Raw genomic sequence first — 18,105 nt, 5'->3', positions numbered from 1 at the left:
AAAACTGCGCATCCATACAAGCCCCTGCCTGCTGGATGCGCAATTTCCTATATCATCTACCATCATTCATGCGTCAGCAAATACTCTTTCAGTCCGCTGAGAGACGCCCTGCCGGCCTCTGCCCCGAGGTCATAAACAGCCTGCAGCTTGGCGGGGTCCTTTTCCACACGCCTGATTGGGAGTGGGCCATTGGGCCGAACCACGAAGAGCTCCCCGCGCTGCTCCATCCCTATGATCTCCTCCACCTGCCGGTTATAGACTTCCCACCGCCGGTTCAGACTCTCCGCAAAGGCCGGATAGCGATGGTAATAGAGGCGGTTGAATCGCTGAAGCCATGCTGCGGGCCGCTCTTTCCGATACTCCAAGGGACGTGTGAGCACGAGAACGGTCTTGTCGTAGCCCAGACTCTTGCAGAAATGGACTGGAATACTGTCGCTGACCCCGCCATCCAGGTAGAATCTCCCATCCAACTCCACAGGCCGGGAGACATAGGGCATGGCAGAGGTGGCCCGCAGGACCTCCATCTGACGGAACGGCTCTGTGATCCGGATATACTCCGGGGCGCCTGTGTGCAGATCGGTGACCGCGGCATAGAAGTCAACGCCCGATCTCTGAAAGGCCGCTTCATCAAATATATCCAGCTTGGAGGACACCTCATAGAAGGCGAAGTCGGCGTTGATCAGATTGCCCGTGGTCAGCAGCGAGCGCAGCCCCATGTACCGCTTATCCCGGATATACTTCAAATTATACCGTATGGCGCGTCCCTTCTGACCGGCGGGAGCATTGATCCCAAACAGCGCACCGGCCGACACACCGACGATTCCATCAAAGGATATCTGTTCATCCATCCAGGAGTCCAGAACGCCTGCGGTAAACATTCCGCGCATGGCGCCGCCCTCCAAGACCAAGCCCGTTTTCATCCCTGTCCTGCCTCCTGTGATTTTGTCGATTTTGATATTTTACCACAGGAAAAGCCAAAATGGAATGCCTTGTACGAGACACAGGATATCGATCAGAAAGCGCAGAAGTTGATACGGCGGGAAGGACATTTTCCTTGACGGTTCTTTTATTTAATGATACATTTAGGTATGTAAGTTTTCTTCGGAAACGAGATATTTCTCTACTGGCGGTAACAGTCCGCGAGCGATCAGCTAATCCGGTGGAATTCCGGAGCCAACAGGTTCGGTCTGGAGGGGAGAAGAAGGCTTTCTGGTGCCGTGCCGGATGCCCATCCTCCTCAAGCAAAAGTGTATACTCTAAGCACCCGGTACAGCCATCTCTCTGCGTCAGGGAAATGGCGCCGGGATTTTTTATTTCCGGCGGCTTCTCCCTCGGAAGCGTCCAGTATGAATACGGAAGGAGCCTTGCTATGGAGCCAAACCTGCAGCCAAACCCATTGGAAACGGATCCCATACCCAAACTGATCGTTCGATACGCCGTTCCCACCTCACTGACACTGATGGTCAACTACCTCTATAACATCGTGGATCAGATCTTTGTCGGACAGGGCGTGGGCATTACAGGAATGGCAGCCACTAATATCGCGTTCCCGCTGACCATTCTGGTCAATGCTGTGGCATTGATGCTGGGAGACGGATGTGCCGCCAATATCAGTCTGTGCCTGGGTCGGAAAGAGCAGCGGGAGGCGGACAGCACCATCAGTCACGCCCTCACCCTGATCTTGGCCAGCGGTCTGCTGGCCGCTCTGGCCTGCGGCATCTTCGCCCCGCAGATCGTAGTCCTTTTCGGCGCGACGTCGACTGCCTATGCAGAGTCTCTGTCCTATATGCGCGCCATCGCATGGGGGATCCCGTTCCAGCTCCTTTGTCCCGCCTTCACCGCCATTATCCGGGCAGACGGCTCCCCGCAGTACATGATGAAGTGCATGATGACAGGGGCGGTCATCAATCTGATCCTGGACCCTATCTTTATCTTTCCGCTGAAGATGGGCGTTGTGGGCGCCGGGATCGCCACGGTGATCGGGCAGGTGGCTGCTGGATGCCTGGCCCTGCTCTACCTGCGCCGCCTCAAAACCGTTCATATCCGGCGGGAGGACCTGCGCCCTACACGGAAGCTGACCTGTCGTATTCTGGCACTGGGCCTCCCCAGCTTGCTTACGCAGATGCTCTCCGCTCTGGTGCAGATTACCCTGAACAATCTGATGCGGGCCTATGGAGCCGCCACAGTCTATGGCAGTGACATTGCCTTATCCGTCTACGGCATGATGATGAAGGTCTACCAGATCGCTCACTCCATGTTCGTCGGGGTGTCCTCTGCCATCCAGCCCATCAACGGCTATAATTTCGGCGCCAACCACTATGCGCGGGTCCAAAAGACATTCCATATAGCTTCTCTTATTGCAGTAGGCATTTCAGTGGTGTGGTTTCTCATTTTCATGGTGTTCCCGCGGCAGATCGCAAGCTGCTTTGTATCGGACAATGCGCTCTATCTGGATTGCGCACAGCACTGCTTCCGGCTCTATATGCTGGCCTTTTTCCTGTATGGCCTTCACATGACCTCAGCCTCCTTCTTCCAGGGGATCGGCCGGCCTGGTAAGTCCCTGCTGATTCCTCTGGCCCGGCAGGGCTGCTTCCTGATCCCTCTGGCGCTTCTGCTATCCCGCTCCTTCGGGCTAGACGGCGCACTTCTGGCCGCACCGATAGCCGATGCTCTTGCGTTCCTGCTCTGCCTGCTGCTGGCCCGCTGGGAATTTCGAAGTTGGAGAAGAAAGGGCTGGCTGTGCAAAGGAGAGCGCAAATATCGCGCATCATAAGCGCACATGTTCCGAAGCCCCTGGATCGAGCATTTATAAATGAAAATCTATCATTGGGAGGACGATTCCCATGACAACGCGGACCCTTTCATTGCAGTTGGAGGAAGATTTCACCACACATACAGCCGCACTGTTTGTAAGCCATGTCAATGTCTTTCAGAGCACCATCCGCATAATCGCCGGTGAGCGAAGCATCAATGCGAAAAGTCTTCTCGGGGTCGTCTCCTTCGGCTTTCGTCAGGGACAGCAGGTACAGGTCGCTGCAGACGGCCCTGACGAAGCCGAAGCTGTAAACGCGTTGTCGCAATTTTTCCAGTCTTCTGCTTCCGCATGACTTGTCTGCATATAGGAGATGGAGAAGAACCTCAATGAAGCCATTCAACACAAAAGAGAGATTCTCTATTCCGAACCTGATGGGATATTTTCGGCTCCTCCTCATTCCGGTATTCTGTTACCTCTATCTGGCAAAAGAAGCGTACCATTGGGCCGCAGGTGTTGTCCTCCTCTCCAGTCTCACGGATCTGTTTGATGGGATGATCGCAAGAAAGTTCAACATGATCACAAATTTGGGCAAGGCGCTTGACCCGATCGCGGACAAACTGACACACGGTGCATTGGCTCTTTGTCTGGCCTTCCGCTATCCCCAGATGTGGGTCCTGTTTGGTCTTATGGTGCTCAAGGAGGGCTACATGGTGGTTATGGGCCTGCTCTTTTTCAGAAAAGGGAAAATGCTCAATCTGAAAATATCTTAGGCATACGAATTCCTCCACACCCGTGTGACTTTTCTATCAAATGATCCATTTGAAGATGTGAACGGTTTTCCCTTTTGGGAGAAACAAAAATGTAACACGAGCGCATACTTACTTTTACAGGCCGGCTCCGTATGGAGCGAATACACATGCATTAAGACAACCATTTTATTTATTTGGTCATTTTTGATGGACATTTTATGTAAGGAGATCCGGTAGAATTTCCGGTCCTGATGGCTGCGTTCTACGGCCTGCGTAGAAGTGGGGTTATGGGACTGCGGTGGAGCGCAATCGACTTTGAGGGAAATATTCTCACGGTCGATCATACCGTGGTCCAGTATCGTTCCGATGGCAAGAGTGTGATCGAAGGCAAGAACCGGATGAAAAACAAATCCAGCTGCAGAACGATGCCGCCGGTTCCCCAGTACCGGGAACTTCTGCTGCGGATGCAGGAACGGAAAGCCACTTGTAAAGAGTTCTGCGGAAACTGCTACACGGAGTCGGAGTACATCTATGTCAACGAGCTGGGTATCCCATATAAGCCTAATTTTGTGTCCGACCATTTCAAACGGGTCCTGAAGCAGCACGGCCTTCGTCCGATTCGTTTCCACGATTTCAGATATACGTGCGCATCCCTGCTTCTGAAAAACGGAGTCGCGGTGAAGGATATTCAGGATTGGCTGGGACTCAGCAGCTACGCTACAACCGCCAATATCTACGCGCACCTGGACACGGATTCCAAGAAACAGCCTGCAACGAAAATGAACCAGACAGTCAGCATCACCCCTGGCATCTCAGCCGCGATTCAAGCCGGAGGAGAGAACTCCAGGAGAGAACCGGGCTTCAAAAAGAAAATACTCAGGTTTTCAATTCATGAAAAACCTGAGTATTTTCAACTGGTGCCAGTGGTGGGACTCGAACCCACACGGTGTCGCCACCAACGGATTTTGAGTCCGTCACGTCTACCAATTCCATCACACTGGCCGGTGGATACTGGTTTATTATACAGGAGGTCGGAGCGAAATTCAAGTCCTTTTTCTCACGCCCTGACGCCGTACCGCTCCGCACGCAGGAGGATCCGCCGGGCCCAGCGGCTATGGGTGTTGTACTCGTTCATCCGGCCGCCGTCCTCACTGGCAGAGACCAGACTGCCGCTGCCGGTATCCCAGTTCAGGATAGCCCGGGCGTCCGCGTAATCCTGACGGGAAACGCGGAGCATTTCGTTCACCACGGGGATCTGATTGGGATGGATGACGGTCTTGCCGGTGAAGCCATTCAGCAGATCCAGCTCCATCTCCCGGCGCAGCCCCTCTTCCCATCCCTCGCCGGAGTAATACTCCCATACCGGGCCGGACACCACGTATTGAGTGCCGAAAGCCGCCACGATGTCGATGAGGATATCCGCCACCGGGCGCAGGTCGTAGATGGTCCGATTTGCCGGACGGCGCAGGCCGAAGGCGTGGGAGAGGTCGTTCCCCCCCACCCGGATGTTTAAAATAGAGCCAGACACGGTGTCCAGCTGGGCCCGCACCTCCGTCAGAGCCTCCCGGCGAGTCTGCGGGGGAATCATGGCCGCAGACTCAAACACCGGCATATAGAAGTACTCCTCCGTCCGGCCGATGGAGCGGATGGCTGCAAGATAGGCCCCGCAGTTCTCCAGGAAAAACTTGGGCAGGATGAATCCACGGAGAATGGAGGAAAACGGGGCGTACTCCTCCGCCAGCCGCAGCAGCTGCTCCGGTGACCGGACCCGGACAAAAATGGGCGGCAGAAAAAAGGAGCCGCCCTCCGCAGCGGACGCGATCCGGGACAGCGTCCCCCGCAGCATCCGCTCCGCGTCCGCCACGGCGTCCTCCCGCACCGTGTCCTCCAGGCAGAACGCCAGAGAATACGGCGTTGGAAACCGCTGCTCCACAATCGCGCCCACAATCGACCCGTGGGCGTTGGCAGGGCAGTAGAGCAGTGCTCCCACGTCATATCCAGTCAACTTGCTTCTCATGCTCATCCTCTTTTACCTTCAGATCAGCGGCCGGCTTCGGCCGGGCACTTATGGGCGCTATTATAGCACTTCCCGCCGGAGAAGAAAATACCCGCGCCATGCTGACGAATGTAAAATTTTTGTGGATTCTCAAGCTATGCTCCATGCATCTGTTGAAAATCCTCTCCAAAGCCGCTATAATGAGAAACACAAATCTTGTGATGAGAAAGAGACTGGGCTGCGATGTTTCAACAGGCGGGAACGGCACAACTGAATGATTATTTCCGCCCGCTCTCGGAACGGGGCGGGTCCCGCGTGTTTTTCTGCCGGATCGCCGGGTACGGGGAGACGGTGGCCGCTTTTCTGCGCCGCTACTATGAGGCGGCCCGCCGGTCCGGCGTCATCATCGACGGGCGCATCCCCAACCCCACGCCCGACAACCTGTCCTATTTCAATGAGATGATGGGGTCCGGTTTCCAGATGGACCGGGATTTTCTCTCCCAGCGGCTGAAAAAATGGCTGCCCCGGATGACGGACGGGCAGCGGGACGCTGTGGTGACGGCCATGTATGCCACCCTGGACGATATGCGCCGGGCGGGCAAAAACGACAATATGCTCCGCAATGCCTACATGAAATACATGTGCTGGCTCTACTACAAGTTCGAGCGGATCGTCAACGTGCTGGGCGGCGAGACGCTGCCCAAGATCCTCTATGCCGGGGACGTGAGCCATTATGAGCTGCAGCTGCTGACGGTCCTCTCCCGGGCGGGGGCGGATATCGTCCTGCTGGAGTGCGGCGGCGACCAGGCATATCTCACCGTGGACCCCCAGTCGGCCCTGTCGCACCTGTATCAGGCCCCTGGCCTGGGGCCCTTCCCGGCGGGCTTCGGTGTCAAGCAGCTTCAGGCGGAGCTGGAGCGGGAGGTGCGCCGCCAGCGGCTCTACGGCACGCCGCCCTCCCTCTCTCCCTGCACCAACGCCTGGGTGCAGAAGGCAGAGCTGAACGCGGCGCTGACGGCTGTGCAGGCCCGCGGAAACGATCCCCGCTTTTTCTGCAACCTCTTCCTCTGCCAGTACGGTGTGGAGGACAATCTCACCTATACCAACGACCTCTTCGCGTTTTATCAGTCCCTCCAGGGCGGCGGCCGCCGGATCTGCGTGGTCAACGGAGACCCCGCGCCCCCCGGGCCGGAGGAGATCGCCGCGGTCAAGCGGGGCAACTACGCCTCCGCAGAGCAGCTGGCGGCGGGTCTCGCCGCCAACATCCGGTATCCGGCCAATGTGGAGCTCCAGCGCCTGATGACCCGAGCTTTCATCGATCTGGTGCTGGAGGAGGGGGAGCGGTGCGGCGGCAGCGTCTCCAAGCTCACCAGCCGGGCAGTGTACCTCCTGTGCTGGCTGAACCGGTATCAGAAGGACCTCTTTCCGGACTGGAAGGCGCCGGAGGTGGCGGTCTTTCTCCAGTTTGGCAGATGCGCGTCGGACACCGGAGCCCTGTTCCTGCGGCTGCTGGCCCGCCTGCCGGTGGATGTCCTGTTGCTGCTCCCCAATCTGAATGAGGGCAGCGCCCTCCACACCCCGGATCTGCTGGAGGTCCACTGTCCCCAATCCGTCTCTCTGGACCGCTTCCCGGTGGACCAGAACCAGGCCCGGGTCACCACCGCCGCCTATCAGGCGGAGCGGGACCTGGACCGGCTGATGTACCAGGACACGGGACTGTATCGGAACCAGCAGTACGCCAAGGCCTCCACGGTCCTGCTGCAGACCATGTACGAGGAGATCCCGATTCTGTGGGACCAGGAGATGAAATACCGTCCCAGCTTTTCCGCCGCCGGGGACACCGTCACCCTGCCGGTGATCTGCCAGAAGATCTGCGGCGTGAAGGACGGCAACGCCTCCCAGTACTGGCTGGACATCAAGAAGCTCATCACGCCGGACACGGAGGTGGTCCGGTCTGTCCCCTGGGTCCAGGGCACGGATCCCAACCCCGTGAAGCCGTACGCCACGCAGTTTTTGAAGAACGGCAAGCTGCTGCGCGGCAAGATCAAGTCCCACAGCGCCTATCTCTACGGCATCCTGCGGGCGGAGATGCAGGAGCACCTGCTGGACAAATTGCAGCTTCTGCTGGACCAGAAGCTGATCCGCGGCACCTTTGAGAACGGTACGGAGTACACGGTGATCGCCACCGCCCTGAATCTCCCCAAGGACCTGCTGCGGAAGATCCAGAAGTTCGACTTCACCAAGAAGAACCCCAAGCTCATCTACATCAACCCCACGGAGGAGAGGATCTCTCTGGAGGACAGCATCCTCGCCGCGTTTTTGAGCCTAGTGGGCTTCGACGTGCTATTCTTCGTCCCCACCGGCTACCAGTGCATCGAGCAGCACTTCACGCGCCCCTTTGCCAGCGAGACGCAGATCGGGGACTATCTTTACGACCTGCGGATTCCTGATTTCAACACCGTGCAGGAAAGCGGACTGCACTCCATCAGAAAACTATTTGGAAGGAGTATATGACTTATGGGCCTGAATCTCAGCAGACCGACCCCATCCCAGCCTCAGCCCTCTCAGGGACAGGCACCTGCCGCCCCCCAGGAAGAAGAGAGCTATCAGCAGTACGACATCTCCGCCGACCGGCAGATGATGACCCAGACGCTGGTCAACTCGCCGGAGGTGGATGCCCTGGCCAGCCAGATCGAGGTATACAACCTGGAGTCCATTGTCTCCTTCGGCGCCGGAGCAGCAGACGAGATCTCCAAGTGCTCCGACGTGGTACTCAACAGCATGAACCTGTCCCAGCTGGATGACTCCAGCGCGATGCTGAACACGCTGGCCAAGATCATGGACAAGTTCGACATCGAAGAGATCAAGGAGAACCCCGGCCTCTTCGGCAAGCTGTTCGGAAACCTCCGCAAGCAGCTGGACAAAATCCTCGCCAAGTACCACACCATGGGCGATGAAGTGGACAAGATCTATGTCCAGCTGAAGCAGTACGAGGCAGACATCAAGCAGTCCAACCGGAAGCTGGAGGAGATGTTCCAGGCCAATGTGAACTACTACCACGAGCTGGTGCGTTACATCCTGGCCGGTGAGCAGGGGTGCCGGGAGCTGGAGGCATACATCGCCCAGCGCCAGGCGGATATGGAGGCCACAGGGGACAACTCCATCCAGTTCGAGCTGACCACCCTGAATCAGGCCCTGATGATGCTGGAGCAGCGGACTCAGGACCTGCGGACGGCGGAGAACGTGGCCATGCAGTCCATCCCCATGATCAAGACCATGCAGTTCAGCAATATGAATCTGGTGCGGAAGATCAACTCCGCCTTCATCATCACCCTGCCGGTGTTCAAGCAGGCGCTGACCCAGGCCATCATGCTCAAGCGCCAGCGGCTGCAGGCGGAGGCCATGAGCGCCCTGGACGCCAAGACCAATGAAATGCTGATCCGCAACGCCCAGAACACGGCGGAGCAGGCCAAGATGACCGCCCGTCTGGCCTCCGGCAGCTCCATTAAAATCGAGACGCTGGAGCAGACCTGGCGCACCATCGTCAGCGGCATCGACGAGACGAAGCAGATCCAGGAGAACGCCCGCAAGCAGCGGGTGGAGGACCAAAAGCGACTGGAGGCCATCAAGGCCCAGTTCGACCAGATGTATCACATGCCGGACAAGGGGTCCGTGAATCATTAAATATTGGGAACGGAGGAAATCACTATGCCGATCAATCTTTCCAAGGGACAAAAAGTCGACCTGACCAAGGGCAACCCCGGCCTCACCAAGATCATGGTGGGCCTGGGCTGGGACGTGAACGCCTTTGACAGCGGCAGCGCCTTTGACCTGGACGCGGCTGCCTTCCTGCTGGGCGCCAGCGGAAAGTGCCCCACGGAGCGGGACTTCATCTTCTATGGCAACCTCAAGCACAGCACCGGCGCGGTGGAGCACATGGGCGACAACCTGACCGGCGAAGGCGACGGCGATGACGAGCAGATCATGGTGGATCTGGCCAAGGTGCCCGCCAGCATCGAGCGGATCGCCTTCACCTGCACCATCTATGACGCGGAGAACCGCCGCCAGAACTTCGGCCAGGTGTCCAATGCCTTCATCCGCATCGTGGACCAGTCCACCGGCACGGAACTGATCCGCTACGACCTGGCGGAGGACTTCTCCATCGAGACGGCCATCGTGGTGGGTGAGCTGTACCGCCACAACGGCGAGTGGAAATTCAATGCCATCGGCAGCGGCTTCCAGGGCGGTCTGGCAGCCCTGTGCGGCCACTACGGCATTGACGCTGAGTGATTACAAGGAGGAATATCATGCCTATCAGTTTACAAAAAGGACAGAAAGTCAGCCTGACCAAGGGGAATCCCGGCCTGACCAAGGTGGTCGTGGGCCTGGGCTGGGACGTGAACAGCTTTGACACCGGCGGGGATTTTGATTTGGACGCGGCGGCCTTCCTGCTGGGAGAGAGCGGCAAAGTGACCTCCTCCGGGGACTTCGTGTTCTACGGCAATCTCAAGCACAGTTCCGGCGCGGTAGAGCATCTGGGCGATAACCTGACCGGGGAGGGTGCCGGGGACGATGAACAGATCCGCATCGACCTGACGAAGGTGCCCGACAACATCCAGCGCATTGCCTTCACCGTGACCATCTACGAGGCGGAGAGCCGCCGGCAGAACTTCGGTATGGTGAACAACGCCTTCATCCGCATCTTCGATGAGACCAACGGCCAGGAGATGCTCCGCTATGACCTGGGCGAGGACTTCTCCATCGAGACGGCAGCGGTGTTCGGTGAGGTCTATAAGAACAACGGCGAGTGGAAGTTCAACGCCATCGGCAGCGGCTATCAGGGCGGTCTGGCGGCCCTGTGCGCCAACTACGGCGTGGACGTGGAATAAGCATCCCGACAGGGAGCATCAGATCTCTCCGGCCGCGCCCGGGGGCGCGGCCGGACATTTTGAAGGAGGAAATATATATGTCTGTGAGTCTGCAAAAGGGCCAGAAGATCAGCCTGACCAAGGGCAACGAGGGTCTTTCCAAAGTCATCATCGGTCTGGGCTGGGATGAGGCCGCCAAGTCCAAGGGCGGTTTGTTCGGCAGCCTGTTCGGGTCCTCTGGCCCCGCCATCGATTGCGATGCCTCTGCCTTTGTGCTGCAGAACGGCAAGCTGACGGACAAGAAGGACATCGTCTACTTCGGCAATCTGAAGCACTACACCGGCACTGTCCAGCACATGGGCGATAACCTGACCGGCGCCGGCGAAGGCGACGATGAGCAGATCGTGGTGGATCTGGCCCGCGTCCCCGCGGAGTATGACCGCATTGTCCTGGTGGTGAACATCTATCAGGCAGTGCAGCGCCGCCAGCACTTCGGCATGATCCAGAACGCGTTCATCCGCATCGTGGACGCCCGGAACAACCAGGAGATGTGCCGCTACAACCTCTCCGAGAACTACGACAACATGACCGCCATGATCTTCGGCGAGGTCTATCGCAACAACGGCGAGTGGAAGTTCAACGCCATCGGCCAGGCCACCACGGATCCCGGCCTGGTGGAGCTGGCCCGGCGCTATATGTGAGCGGCGGCCCCAAAAAAAGATATTGAAAATTTGAACCGCGGGAGGGGTCTGCTGTGCGCAGGCCCCCCTTCCCGCAGCGAATGGGTGTAACAATCATGCATTTTAATGGACTGACTGACAAACAAGTTGAGGAATCCCGAAAAAAATACGGGTCCAATGTGATCCCCGACTCCGAACCCACCACCTTCTGGGCGGAGTTCAAGGAGACGTTCAAGGACCCCATGATCCGGATCCTGCTGGCTATTGCGGCCCTGATGATCGTCATGTGTGTGCTGGGCTATGCGGAGATCTATGAGCCCATCGGCACTGTCGTGGCCGTGCTGATCGTGGCATTCGTCTCCGCCAAGACCGGCGTGGCCAGCGACACGAAGTACCGCCAGCTGAAGGACAGCACCAAAAAAGATCAGTGCAAGGTCTACCGCAACGGTCTGGTCACCGTCATCGACGTGGATGACGTGGTGGTGGGGGACAAGGTCCTGCTCCAGTCCGGCGACAAGGTGCCGGCGGACGGCGTGCTGATCCACGGAACTTTAAGGGTGGACAACTCCGCCCTCAACGGCGAGGCGGAGGAATGCCCCAAGACCGCGGCGGACGAGTCCTTCCCCCTGCCGGAGGACATCACCGGCGACACCTTCGTGGACGCCCACTCCCTGTTCCGGGGCGCCGTGCTGTTTGACGGCGAGGGCGTGCTGGATGTGCGCAAGGTGGGCCTTGCCACCATGATGGGCAAGATGGCCGAGGAGATGCAGGACGACGAGCCGGACTCTCCCCTGAAGGTGAAGCTCGGGAAGCTGGCGGACATGATCTCCCGCTTCGGCTACATCGGCGCCGTGGTTATCGCCATCATGTACTTTGGCTACTTCATCCTCTCCGCCGGCGGGTTTGCGGCGTACTTCTCCTCCGGAGCCCCAGTCATCATCCAGGACATCGTGGAGGCTGTGTCCCTGGCGGTGGTCATCATCGTGTGCGCCGTGCCGGAGGGGCTGCCCCTGATGATCTCTCTGGTGCTGATGCAGAACACCAGCAAGATGCTGGACCACAACGTGCTGGTCCGCAAGGCGGAGGGTATCGAGACCGCCGGCTCCCTGAACATCCTGTTCAGTGACAAGACGGGCACCATTACCAAGGGCCACCTGGAGGTGGTGGAGTTCTTCACCGCAGACGGCGTGGCTATCCCTCTGGATCAACTGGCCCAGCAAACCAAGCTCAAGGGCCTGATCGATCTGGCCATCGGCAAGAACAGCCAGTCCATGTATGACGGCAGCGGCCGCGTGGTGGGCGGCAACGCCACGGACCAGGCGCTGATGCGCTTTCTGGGGCAGGAGACCTTCCACAAGCTGGATGAGGTCTCCTCCTATGCCGTCACCAAATCCCAAAGCTTCAACTCCGCCAATAAGTTCAGCCAGGCCTACATCGCCGGGGCGGGCCGCACCTTCTACAAGGGCGCGCCGGAGAAGTTCCTGGCCGTGGCCCAGAAGTACCTCAGCCTGGACGGGGACGAGCATCCCCTGGACCTGGAGTCCCTGAACGCCAAGATCGACGAGCTGGCAGGCAAGTCCATGCGGGTGCTGGCCTTCGGCTACTCCCCCAGCGAGATGACGGAGAACGCCATCAACGCCGACACGGTGCTGATCGGCCTGGTGGGCATCCGGGACGACGTGCGTCCCGAGGCCCGGGAGGCCATCGCCGAGGTGCAGAAGGCCGGCATCCAGGTGGTCATGATTACCGGCGACCGGCTGGAGACCGCCGTGGCCATCGCCCGGGAGGCCGGGCTGCTGCGGACCCGGGACGATGTGGCGCTGACCTCCACCCAGCTCAACGAGCTGTCCGACGACGAGGTGAAGAAGATCATCCCCCGCATCCGGGTCATCGCCCGCGCCCTGCCCACGGACAAGTCCCGGATGGTGCGCCTGTGCCAGGAGCTGAACCTGGTGGTGGGCATGACCGGCGACGGCGTCAACGACTCCCCGGCCCTGAAGCGGGCGGACGTGGGCTTCGCCATGGGCAGCGGCACCGAGGCCGCCAAGGAGGCCGGCAAGATCGTCATCCTGGACGACAACTTCAAGTCCATCAAGGACGCCATCTGGTACGGCCGGACCATTTACCACAATATCCTGAAATTCTGCAGGTTCCAGCTGGTCATCAATGTGGCCGCCGTGGTGGTCAGCGCTATCGCTCCCTTCTTCGGCGTGGAGGAGCCCCTGAAAGTCACCCACCTGCTGTTCGTGAACCTGGTGATGGACGGCTTGGGCGCCATCATGCTGGGCAATGAGCCCGCCCAGGAGCGGTATATGTCCGAGCCGCCCCGCCGCCGGGATGAGAGCATTGTCAGCAAGTCCATGATGGCCCAGATCGTCACCATGGGCCTGTGGCTGACGGCGTTGAGCTTTGTCTTCCTGAAAGTGCCTTTCTTTGACAGCTTCTTTGCCAGCACGGAGCAGAAGCTCTCCGCCTATTTCGTGCTGTTCATCTGGAGCGCCCTGTTCAACGCCTTCAACGTGCGCAGCGACAGCTTTGACATCTTTAAGGATCTGAAGCTGAACCCCGGTTTCATGCGGGTGTTCGTTATCATCGTCCTGGTGCAGGCGTTCATCGTCAACGCTGCCCTGATCCCCGTGCCGGTATTCGGCTGGATCAGCAATATGTTCAGCTGTGTGCCCTTCCCGCCCGCCGGGTGGGCTGCCGCCATTCTGCTGGCGTTCACCATGATCCCCGTGGACATCCTCCGCAAGGTGATCGTGGGACGGAAGTAAACCGAAAAAAGAGGCAGGCATCCAAAATGCCCGCCTCTTTTTTCTTCACCGCCTTTTTGCCAGCACCACGCCGAATACCGTGCCGGTGACGCCGCCCACCAGATGCATGAAGTTGGCCACGTTGTCCCGCAGGGCCACCATGGCGTACACCTCCTGCCCCAGATACAGGACCGCTGCCAGGATCAGCGTCAGGGGGATGCGGCCGTCCTTCATGCCCGCCAGGGAGGCCAGCATAATCAGCATGAACACAATGCCGCTGGCCCCCAGCAGGGCGGAGCCGGGGAAGAACACGCATTGCAGGATGCCGGAGACCCCCGCCGTCAGTAGAATGCCGGCCAGCAGCGTCCGGCTACCGTACTTCTCCTCCAGCGGCGGGCCGATCACCAAAAGCAGCAGCATATTGCCCAGGAAATGGTCGAAATCCGCGTGGCCCAGCACATGGCCGAACAGCCGCACATAGAACAGCGGATCTGCCAGGGAGGAGCGGTAGACACAGAAGGCGTGCAGGGTCGTCCATCCTCCGGTGATCCAGTCCAGCAGCAGGACACCCAGGGACAGCAGGAAAAAGGTCAGGATCACCGGAGAATTGTATTGCAGCTTTTTCATGGCGCGCTCCTCCCCGCCGGCCGCGGCGGTGTTGTTTTTCCCATCTTACCACAGATTCTCCGGCGGCGCAATTTGAAATGGCCGAGGCGCGGGAAAGAGGTTTCTTTGGGGTGGAAGCTGTGCTATAATCAAAGTCTCACCACGATTTCATGACACGACGAAGGGAGGGTGCCGCAATGCACCCATATACGGCCGCAGACACGCTGCGGATCGCCAAGCGATACAACAACCCCAAGCGGAGCTACCTGCTGGTCAATCCCCTGCAGGCCAAGCACATCCCTGTGAGCCCCGCGGCGGCTCTGGAGATGATGGGTGCCCTGGGGGACCAGGTGGCCGCCAAGTACCCGGAGGCCCGGCTGGTCATCGGCTTTGCCGAGACGGCCACCGCCATCGGCGCCGCCGTGGCAGCCCGGCTGGGGCCGGACTGCCTCTATGTCCACACCACCCGGGAGGCGTTGGACGGAGATTGGATCCTCTTTCGGGAGGAGCACAGCCACGCAGCGGAGCACCGGCTCTGTGCCGACCAGCTGGCGGACTGGATCGACCGCAGCCCCGCCATCGTATTCGTGGATGACGAGTTCTCCACCGGGCGGACCCTCATCAACATGGTCCAGCAGCTGCGGGAGCGGTATCCCCGGCTGGGCGAGCGGCGGCTGGCAGCTGCGTCCATCCTCAGCCGGGTCTCTCCGGAGAACCAGGCCAGGCTGGCAGAGGCCGGCATTGCCTGTGAGTGCCTGGTGCGGCTGGAACATCAAGACTATGAGCGGATGGTGACCGGGATCCCTGTAAAGGAGGCGGCTCCCCCTGCCCAGGGCCCCCTGCCGGACCTGCGGACGCTGTACACGGCGGAGCCTCTGCCGGACCCACGCCGTGGTGTGGCCGTCGGCTGCTATACGGACTGCTGCCGCGCCGCCGCGGAAGAGCTGCTGTCCCGCCTCCGGGAGGAGCTGCCGGACCAGGGCGCCCTGCTGGTGCTGGGGACCGAAGAGTGCATGTATCCTGCCCTGACGGTAGGGTCGCTGGCGGAGCAGACGGGTCTCTGTGCCACAGTACGCTGCCATGCCACTACCCGCAGTCCCATCGGCATCTGCCCCGACTCTGCCTACCCCATCCGAAACGGGGTGCTGCTGCCCAGCTTCTACGGTGGGGACCGGAAGACATATCTCTATGACCTAGCCGCCTATGACGCCGCTCTGGTGGTGACGGATGCGCCCGCGGCGGTGGACGGGACCGCCTGCACCCGGCTGGCGGCGGCCCTGGGGCAGCTGGGCTGTCCCCGACTCTATCTCTGCAGAATTTGAGAGGATCTTATGTTCAGCACATATCAAAGTCAGGATGTGACCATCCTGCTGAAAGACATCACCGGCCTGGTGACGCCCCTGGGCACCCGGGAGCGGGAGGCCAGGATCCAGAGCGGTGTCCACTACTCGGAGATGCTGCCCCTGGAGTATGAGCCCTCCCCGGCCTATCTGGCCGCCTATCACGACGCCCTGGAGCGGTACGCCGGCATCACAGCGGAGGCTGTGGCCCGGGCGGCGGAGCAGATCTGGGAGAGCAGGGGAAGGCAGTGCGCCCTGGTCTCCCTGGCCCGGGCAGGGACGCCCATCGGCATTCTGATCCGCCGCTATCTCCAAGGCCGGTACGGTGCCGACCTCCCCCATTACACCATCTCCATCATTCGGGGCCGGGGCATCGACCGCAATGCCATGGCCTATCTCCTGAACCGCCACGCCCCTGGAGATATCCAGTTCGTGGACGGCTGGACCGGCAAGGGCGCCATCCAGCGGCAGCTGGACGCAGCCATGACGGACTACCCCGGCGTCTCGCCGGGGCTGACAGTTTTGTCGGACCCGGCCAACGTAGCGGCCATCTGCGGCACCCATGACGATTTCCTCATCGCCAGCTCCTGCCTGAACTCCACCGTGTCCGGCCTGTTGAGCCGGACGTTCCTCCGCGGCGACATCATCAGCCCCGGGGACTTTCACGGCGCTGCCTTCTACCGGGAGCTGAAGGACCAGGACCTGACGTACCAGTTCATCGACACCATCCAGGCCCATTTCCCCGCCTGTGCCGACGCCGTTCCCCCGCCCCGGCGCAGCGGCCGGGCCGGACTGGAGGAGGTGCACCGGATCGGGGCGGACTTCGGCATCCGGGACATCAATCTCATCAAGCCCAGCATCGGGGAGGCCACCCGTGTCCTGCTGCGGCGGGTGCCCTGGAAGGTGCTGGTCCACAGCCTCCGAGACGAAGCCCATCTGGGGCACATCTACCAACTGGCCAGGGAGAAGGGCGCGGAGCTGGTGGAGTATCCCCTGGAGAACTACCGGGCCTGCGGCCTGATCCGGGACCTGGCGGACACATAGCCATGGGAACGATTCTGTTTGCCAGCGACCTGGACAACACGCTCCTCTTCTCCCACCGGCACCGGCAGCCCGAGGACCGGTGTGTGGAGCGTCTGAACGGGGCCGAGCAGGGCTTCTTCACCCGGGAGACGCCAGACCTGCTGCCCCAGGTCGTCCAGCGGGTCCATCTGCTGCCCATCACCACCCGGTCCATCGAGCAGTACCAGCGCATCCAGTGGCCGGACGGCACGGCGCCCAGGATTGCCCTGACCGCCAACGGCGCCGTCCTGCTGCGGGACGGTCAGGTGGACCGGGCGTGGTACGCCGCGTCCCAGGCGCTGGTCCGGGACCACCGGGAGGCGCTGGCCGCGGTCCTGGATCATCTGACCCGGCAGGGCGGGGCCACCTCCGTGCGGTGCGTGGAGGGTGTGTACGTCTACGCCGCTTATCCGGACATCCCGGCGGCGGAACGCGTGGCCCGGGATTGGTGCGGCGGCTCCGCCCTCCAGGCGGTGGTCTCCGGCCGGAAGGTCTATTTCTTTCCACCGGGGATCGACAAGGGGACCGCTCTCCGCCGGGCGGTGGAGCGGTTCGGCCCGGAGCGGGTGATCGCCGCCGGGGACAGCGTCATCGACGTGCCCATGCTCCGTCAGGCGGACCTGGCCCTGATCCCGGACGCGGAGCTGCTGCCCCGGCTGCCCCGGGAGCGCACGCGGGTGTGCGGCAGGGACTGCCGCTTTCCCGACTTTGTACTGGAGAACGTGCTCCGCTATGCCGCCTCTCTGGAGAACACTTGATTTTTCCACCCAAAGATTCTATACTGAGGTTATCAAAATAAGGGGAGGATCTGTCTATGAGCGAGTATTCCGGCAACATCCGGGATCTGCCGGTGGTGACCGGCGGACACTTCATTGAAAATTCCACCAAGAAGATCGTCTTCGGGCCTGACGGCCGGTTCTGGAACGACTATGTGATGCGCCTCTTCACTCTGGAGCCGGAGGCCGAGAGCAGTGTCCACTCCCACCCCTGGCCACACTGGTTCCTCTGCATCCAGGGGGAGGGCTATTTCCTCATCGACAAGGAACGGGTGCCCCTGGAGTTCGGCACCTGGGTCCATGTGCCCGGCGGCGTGCGCCACAACTTCGGCAATACCGGCAAGGGGCAGCTGATGGCCCTGTGCATCGTGCCGCCGGAGGGGGATGTGAATCCCCTGAACGGGTGCTGAACCGTTTGCCTGACCCTGCCAAAAAGAGACCGGACAGAAATCTGTCCGGTCTCTTTTACCGTGTGCGATTAGAAATAATGCCCAAAAAGCTTCATGTACAGCGGCATTTG

Annotated in this window: 16 protein-coding genes, 1 tRNA gene, 1 pseudogene and 1 riboswitch; of the genes and pseudogenes, 14 read left to right on the top strand and 4 right to left on the bottom strand. The window is 60.2% G+C overall.

The features are described 5' to 3' along the window. Nucleotides 1-62: 62 nt before the first annotated feature. Complete coding sequence (locus tag EIO64_RS14205; protein WP_021748552.1) at nucleotides 63-920, bottom strand: patatin-like phospholipase family protein; 858 nt, start codon at nucleotides 918-920, stop codon at nucleotides 63-65. Between the two features lie 173 nt (nucleotides 921-1,093). After that, nucleotides 1,094-1,207: riboswitch (FMN riboswitch) on the top strand. Between the two features lie 162 nt (nucleotides 1,208-1,369). On the opposite strand from EIO64_RS14205, the gene EIO64_RS14200 reads away from it, so the two are divergent. The 4 genes and pseudogenes from EIO64_RS14200 to EIO64_RS19270 all read left to right on the top strand — a co-directional run. Next, complete coding sequence (locus EIO64_RS14200; RefSeq protein WP_136891509.1) at nucleotides 1,370-2,773, top strand: MATE family efflux transporter; 1,404 nt, start codon at nucleotides 1,370-1,372, stop codon at nucleotides 2,771-2,773. A gap of 70 nt (nucleotides 2,774-2,843) precedes the next feature. After that, the gene (locus EIO64_RS14195) at nucleotides 2,844-3,107 is read left to right on the top strand and encodes an HPr family phosphocarrier protein (RefSeq protein WP_119310643.1); all 264 of its coding nucleotides are present in this window, start codon (nucleotides 2,844-2,846) and stop codon (nucleotides 3,105-3,107) included. Nucleotides 3,108-3,141: 34 nt separating this feature from the next. Then, a complete protein-coding gene (locus EIO64_RS14190) occupies nucleotides 3,142-3,525 on the top strand; it encodes a CDP-alcohol phosphatidyltransferase family protein (RefSeq protein ID WP_119310642.1) in 384 nt (127 codons plus the stop codon). A 230-nt stretch (nucleotides 3,526-3,755) separates the two neighbouring features. Further along, a pseudogene (locus tag EIO64_RS19270) lies at nucleotides 3,756-4,196 on the top strand (site-specific integrase); the annotation flags it as partial. Nucleotides 4,197-4,419: 223 nt separating this feature from the next. Here the strand turns inward: EIO64_RS19270 and EIO64_RS14180 are convergent. Further along, nucleotides 4,420-4,506 (bottom strand) — tRNA-Leu (locus tag EIO64_RS14180). 55 nt (nucleotides 4,507-4,561) lie between these two features. After that, nucleotides 4,562-5,521 carry an HpcH/HpaI aldolase/citrate lyase family protein gene (locus EIO64_RS14175; RefSeq protein ID WP_136891508.1) on the bottom strand — a complete coding sequence of 320 codons (960 nt, stop codon included), beginning with the start codon at nucleotides 5,519-5,521 and terminating at the stop codon, nucleotides 4,562-4,564. A gap of 222 nt (nucleotides 5,522-5,743) precedes the next feature. On the opposite strand from EIO64_RS14175, the gene EIO64_RS14170 reads away from it, so the two are divergent. The 6 genes from EIO64_RS14170 (at nucleotide 5,744) to EIO64_RS14145 (ending at nucleotide 13,822) form a co-directional block, all read left to right on the top strand. After that, nucleotides 5,744-8,014, top strand: a complete 2,271-nt coding sequence (locus tag EIO64_RS14170; RefSeq protein WP_136891507.1) for a YceG family protein — start codon at nucleotides 5,744-5,746, stop codon at nucleotides 8,012-8,014. 3 nt (nucleotides 8,015-8,017) lie between these two features. Beyond that, a complete protein-coding gene (locus EIO64_RS14165) occupies nucleotides 8,018-9,184 on the top strand; it encodes a toxic anion resistance protein (RefSeq protein ID WP_021748542.1) in 1,167 nt (388 codons plus the stop codon). Nucleotides 9,185-9,208: 24 nt separating this feature from the next. After that, nucleotides 9,209-9,790, top strand: coding sequence for a TerD family protein (locus EIO64_RS14160; protein ID WP_021748541.1), 582 nt, complete (start codon nucleotides 9,209-9,211; stop codon nucleotides 9,788-9,790). Between the two features lie 17 nt (nucleotides 9,791-9,807). After that, nucleotides 9,808-10,389 (top strand): TerD family protein, encoded by a 582-nt coding sequence (locus EIO64_RS14155; RefSeq protein ID WP_021748540.1) that lies wholly within the window; start codon nucleotides 9,808-9,810, stop codon nucleotides 10,387-10,389. A 77-nt stretch (nucleotides 10,390-10,466) separates the two neighbouring features. Further along, a complete protein-coding gene (locus EIO64_RS14150; protein WP_025545042.1) occupies nucleotides 10,467-11,069 on the top strand; it encodes a TerD family protein in 603 nt (200 codons plus the stop codon). Nucleotides 11,070-11,164: 95 nt separating this feature from the next. Continuing rightward, nucleotides 11,165-13,822 carry a calcium-translocating P-type ATPase, PMCA-type gene (locus EIO64_RS14145; protein ID WP_025545043.1) on the top strand — a complete coding sequence of 886 codons (2,658 nt, stop codon included), beginning with the start codon at nucleotides 11,165-11,167 and terminating at the stop codon, nucleotides 13,820-13,822. Nucleotides 13,823-13,867: 45 nt separating this feature from the next. On the opposite strand, the gene EIO64_RS14140 is transcribed toward EIO64_RS14145, so the two are convergent. Beyond that, nucleotides 13,868-14,428 carry a rhomboid family intramembrane serine protease gene (locus EIO64_RS14140; RefSeq protein ID WP_119310638.1) on the bottom strand — a complete coding sequence of 187 codons (561 nt, stop codon included), beginning with the start codon at nucleotides 14,426-14,428 and terminating at the stop codon, nucleotides 13,868-13,870. Between the two features lie 176 nt (nucleotides 14,429-14,604). On the opposite strand from EIO64_RS14140, the gene EIO64_RS14135 reads away from it, so the two are divergent. From EIO64_RS14135 to EIO64_RS14120, 4 genes are read left to right on the top strand one after another with little or no spacing between them, the layout of a single operon-like run. Then, entirely contained in the window at nucleotides 14,605-15,729 is a 1,125-nt protein-coding gene (locus tag EIO64_RS14135) for a phosphoribosyltransferase domain-containing protein (protein WP_119310637.1), read from the top strand. Between the two features lie 9 nt (nucleotides 15,730-15,738). Then, entirely contained in the window at nucleotides 15,739-16,791 is a 1,053-nt protein-coding gene (locus tag EIO64_RS14130) for a cysteine protease StiP family protein (protein ID WP_119310636.1), read from the top strand. Nucleotides 16,792-16,793: 2 nt separating this feature from the next. Continuing rightward, nucleotides 16,794-17,567 carry an HAD family hydrolase gene (locus EIO64_RS14125; RefSeq protein ID WP_119310635.1) on the top strand — a complete coding sequence of 258 codons (774 nt, stop codon included), beginning with the start codon at nucleotides 16,794-16,796 and terminating at the stop codon, nucleotides 17,565-17,567. 56 nt (nucleotides 17,568-17,623) lie between these two features. After that, a complete protein-coding gene (locus tag EIO64_RS14120) occupies nucleotides 17,624-17,995 on the top strand; it encodes a cupin domain-containing protein (RefSeq protein ID WP_021748532.1) in 372 nt (123 codons plus the stop codon). Nucleotides 17,996-18,105 lie beyond the last annotated feature (110 nt).

The sequence above is a fragment of the Dysosmobacter welbionis genome, assembly GCF_005121165.3.
In the GTDB taxonomy this organism is placed as follows: Bacteria; Bacillota; Clostridia; order Oscillospirales; family Oscillospiraceae; genus Oscillibacter; species Oscillibacter welbionis.
The sequence above is the reverse complement of the archived record's forward strand: the minus strand, read 5'-3'. Positions and strand labels throughout refer to the sequence as shown.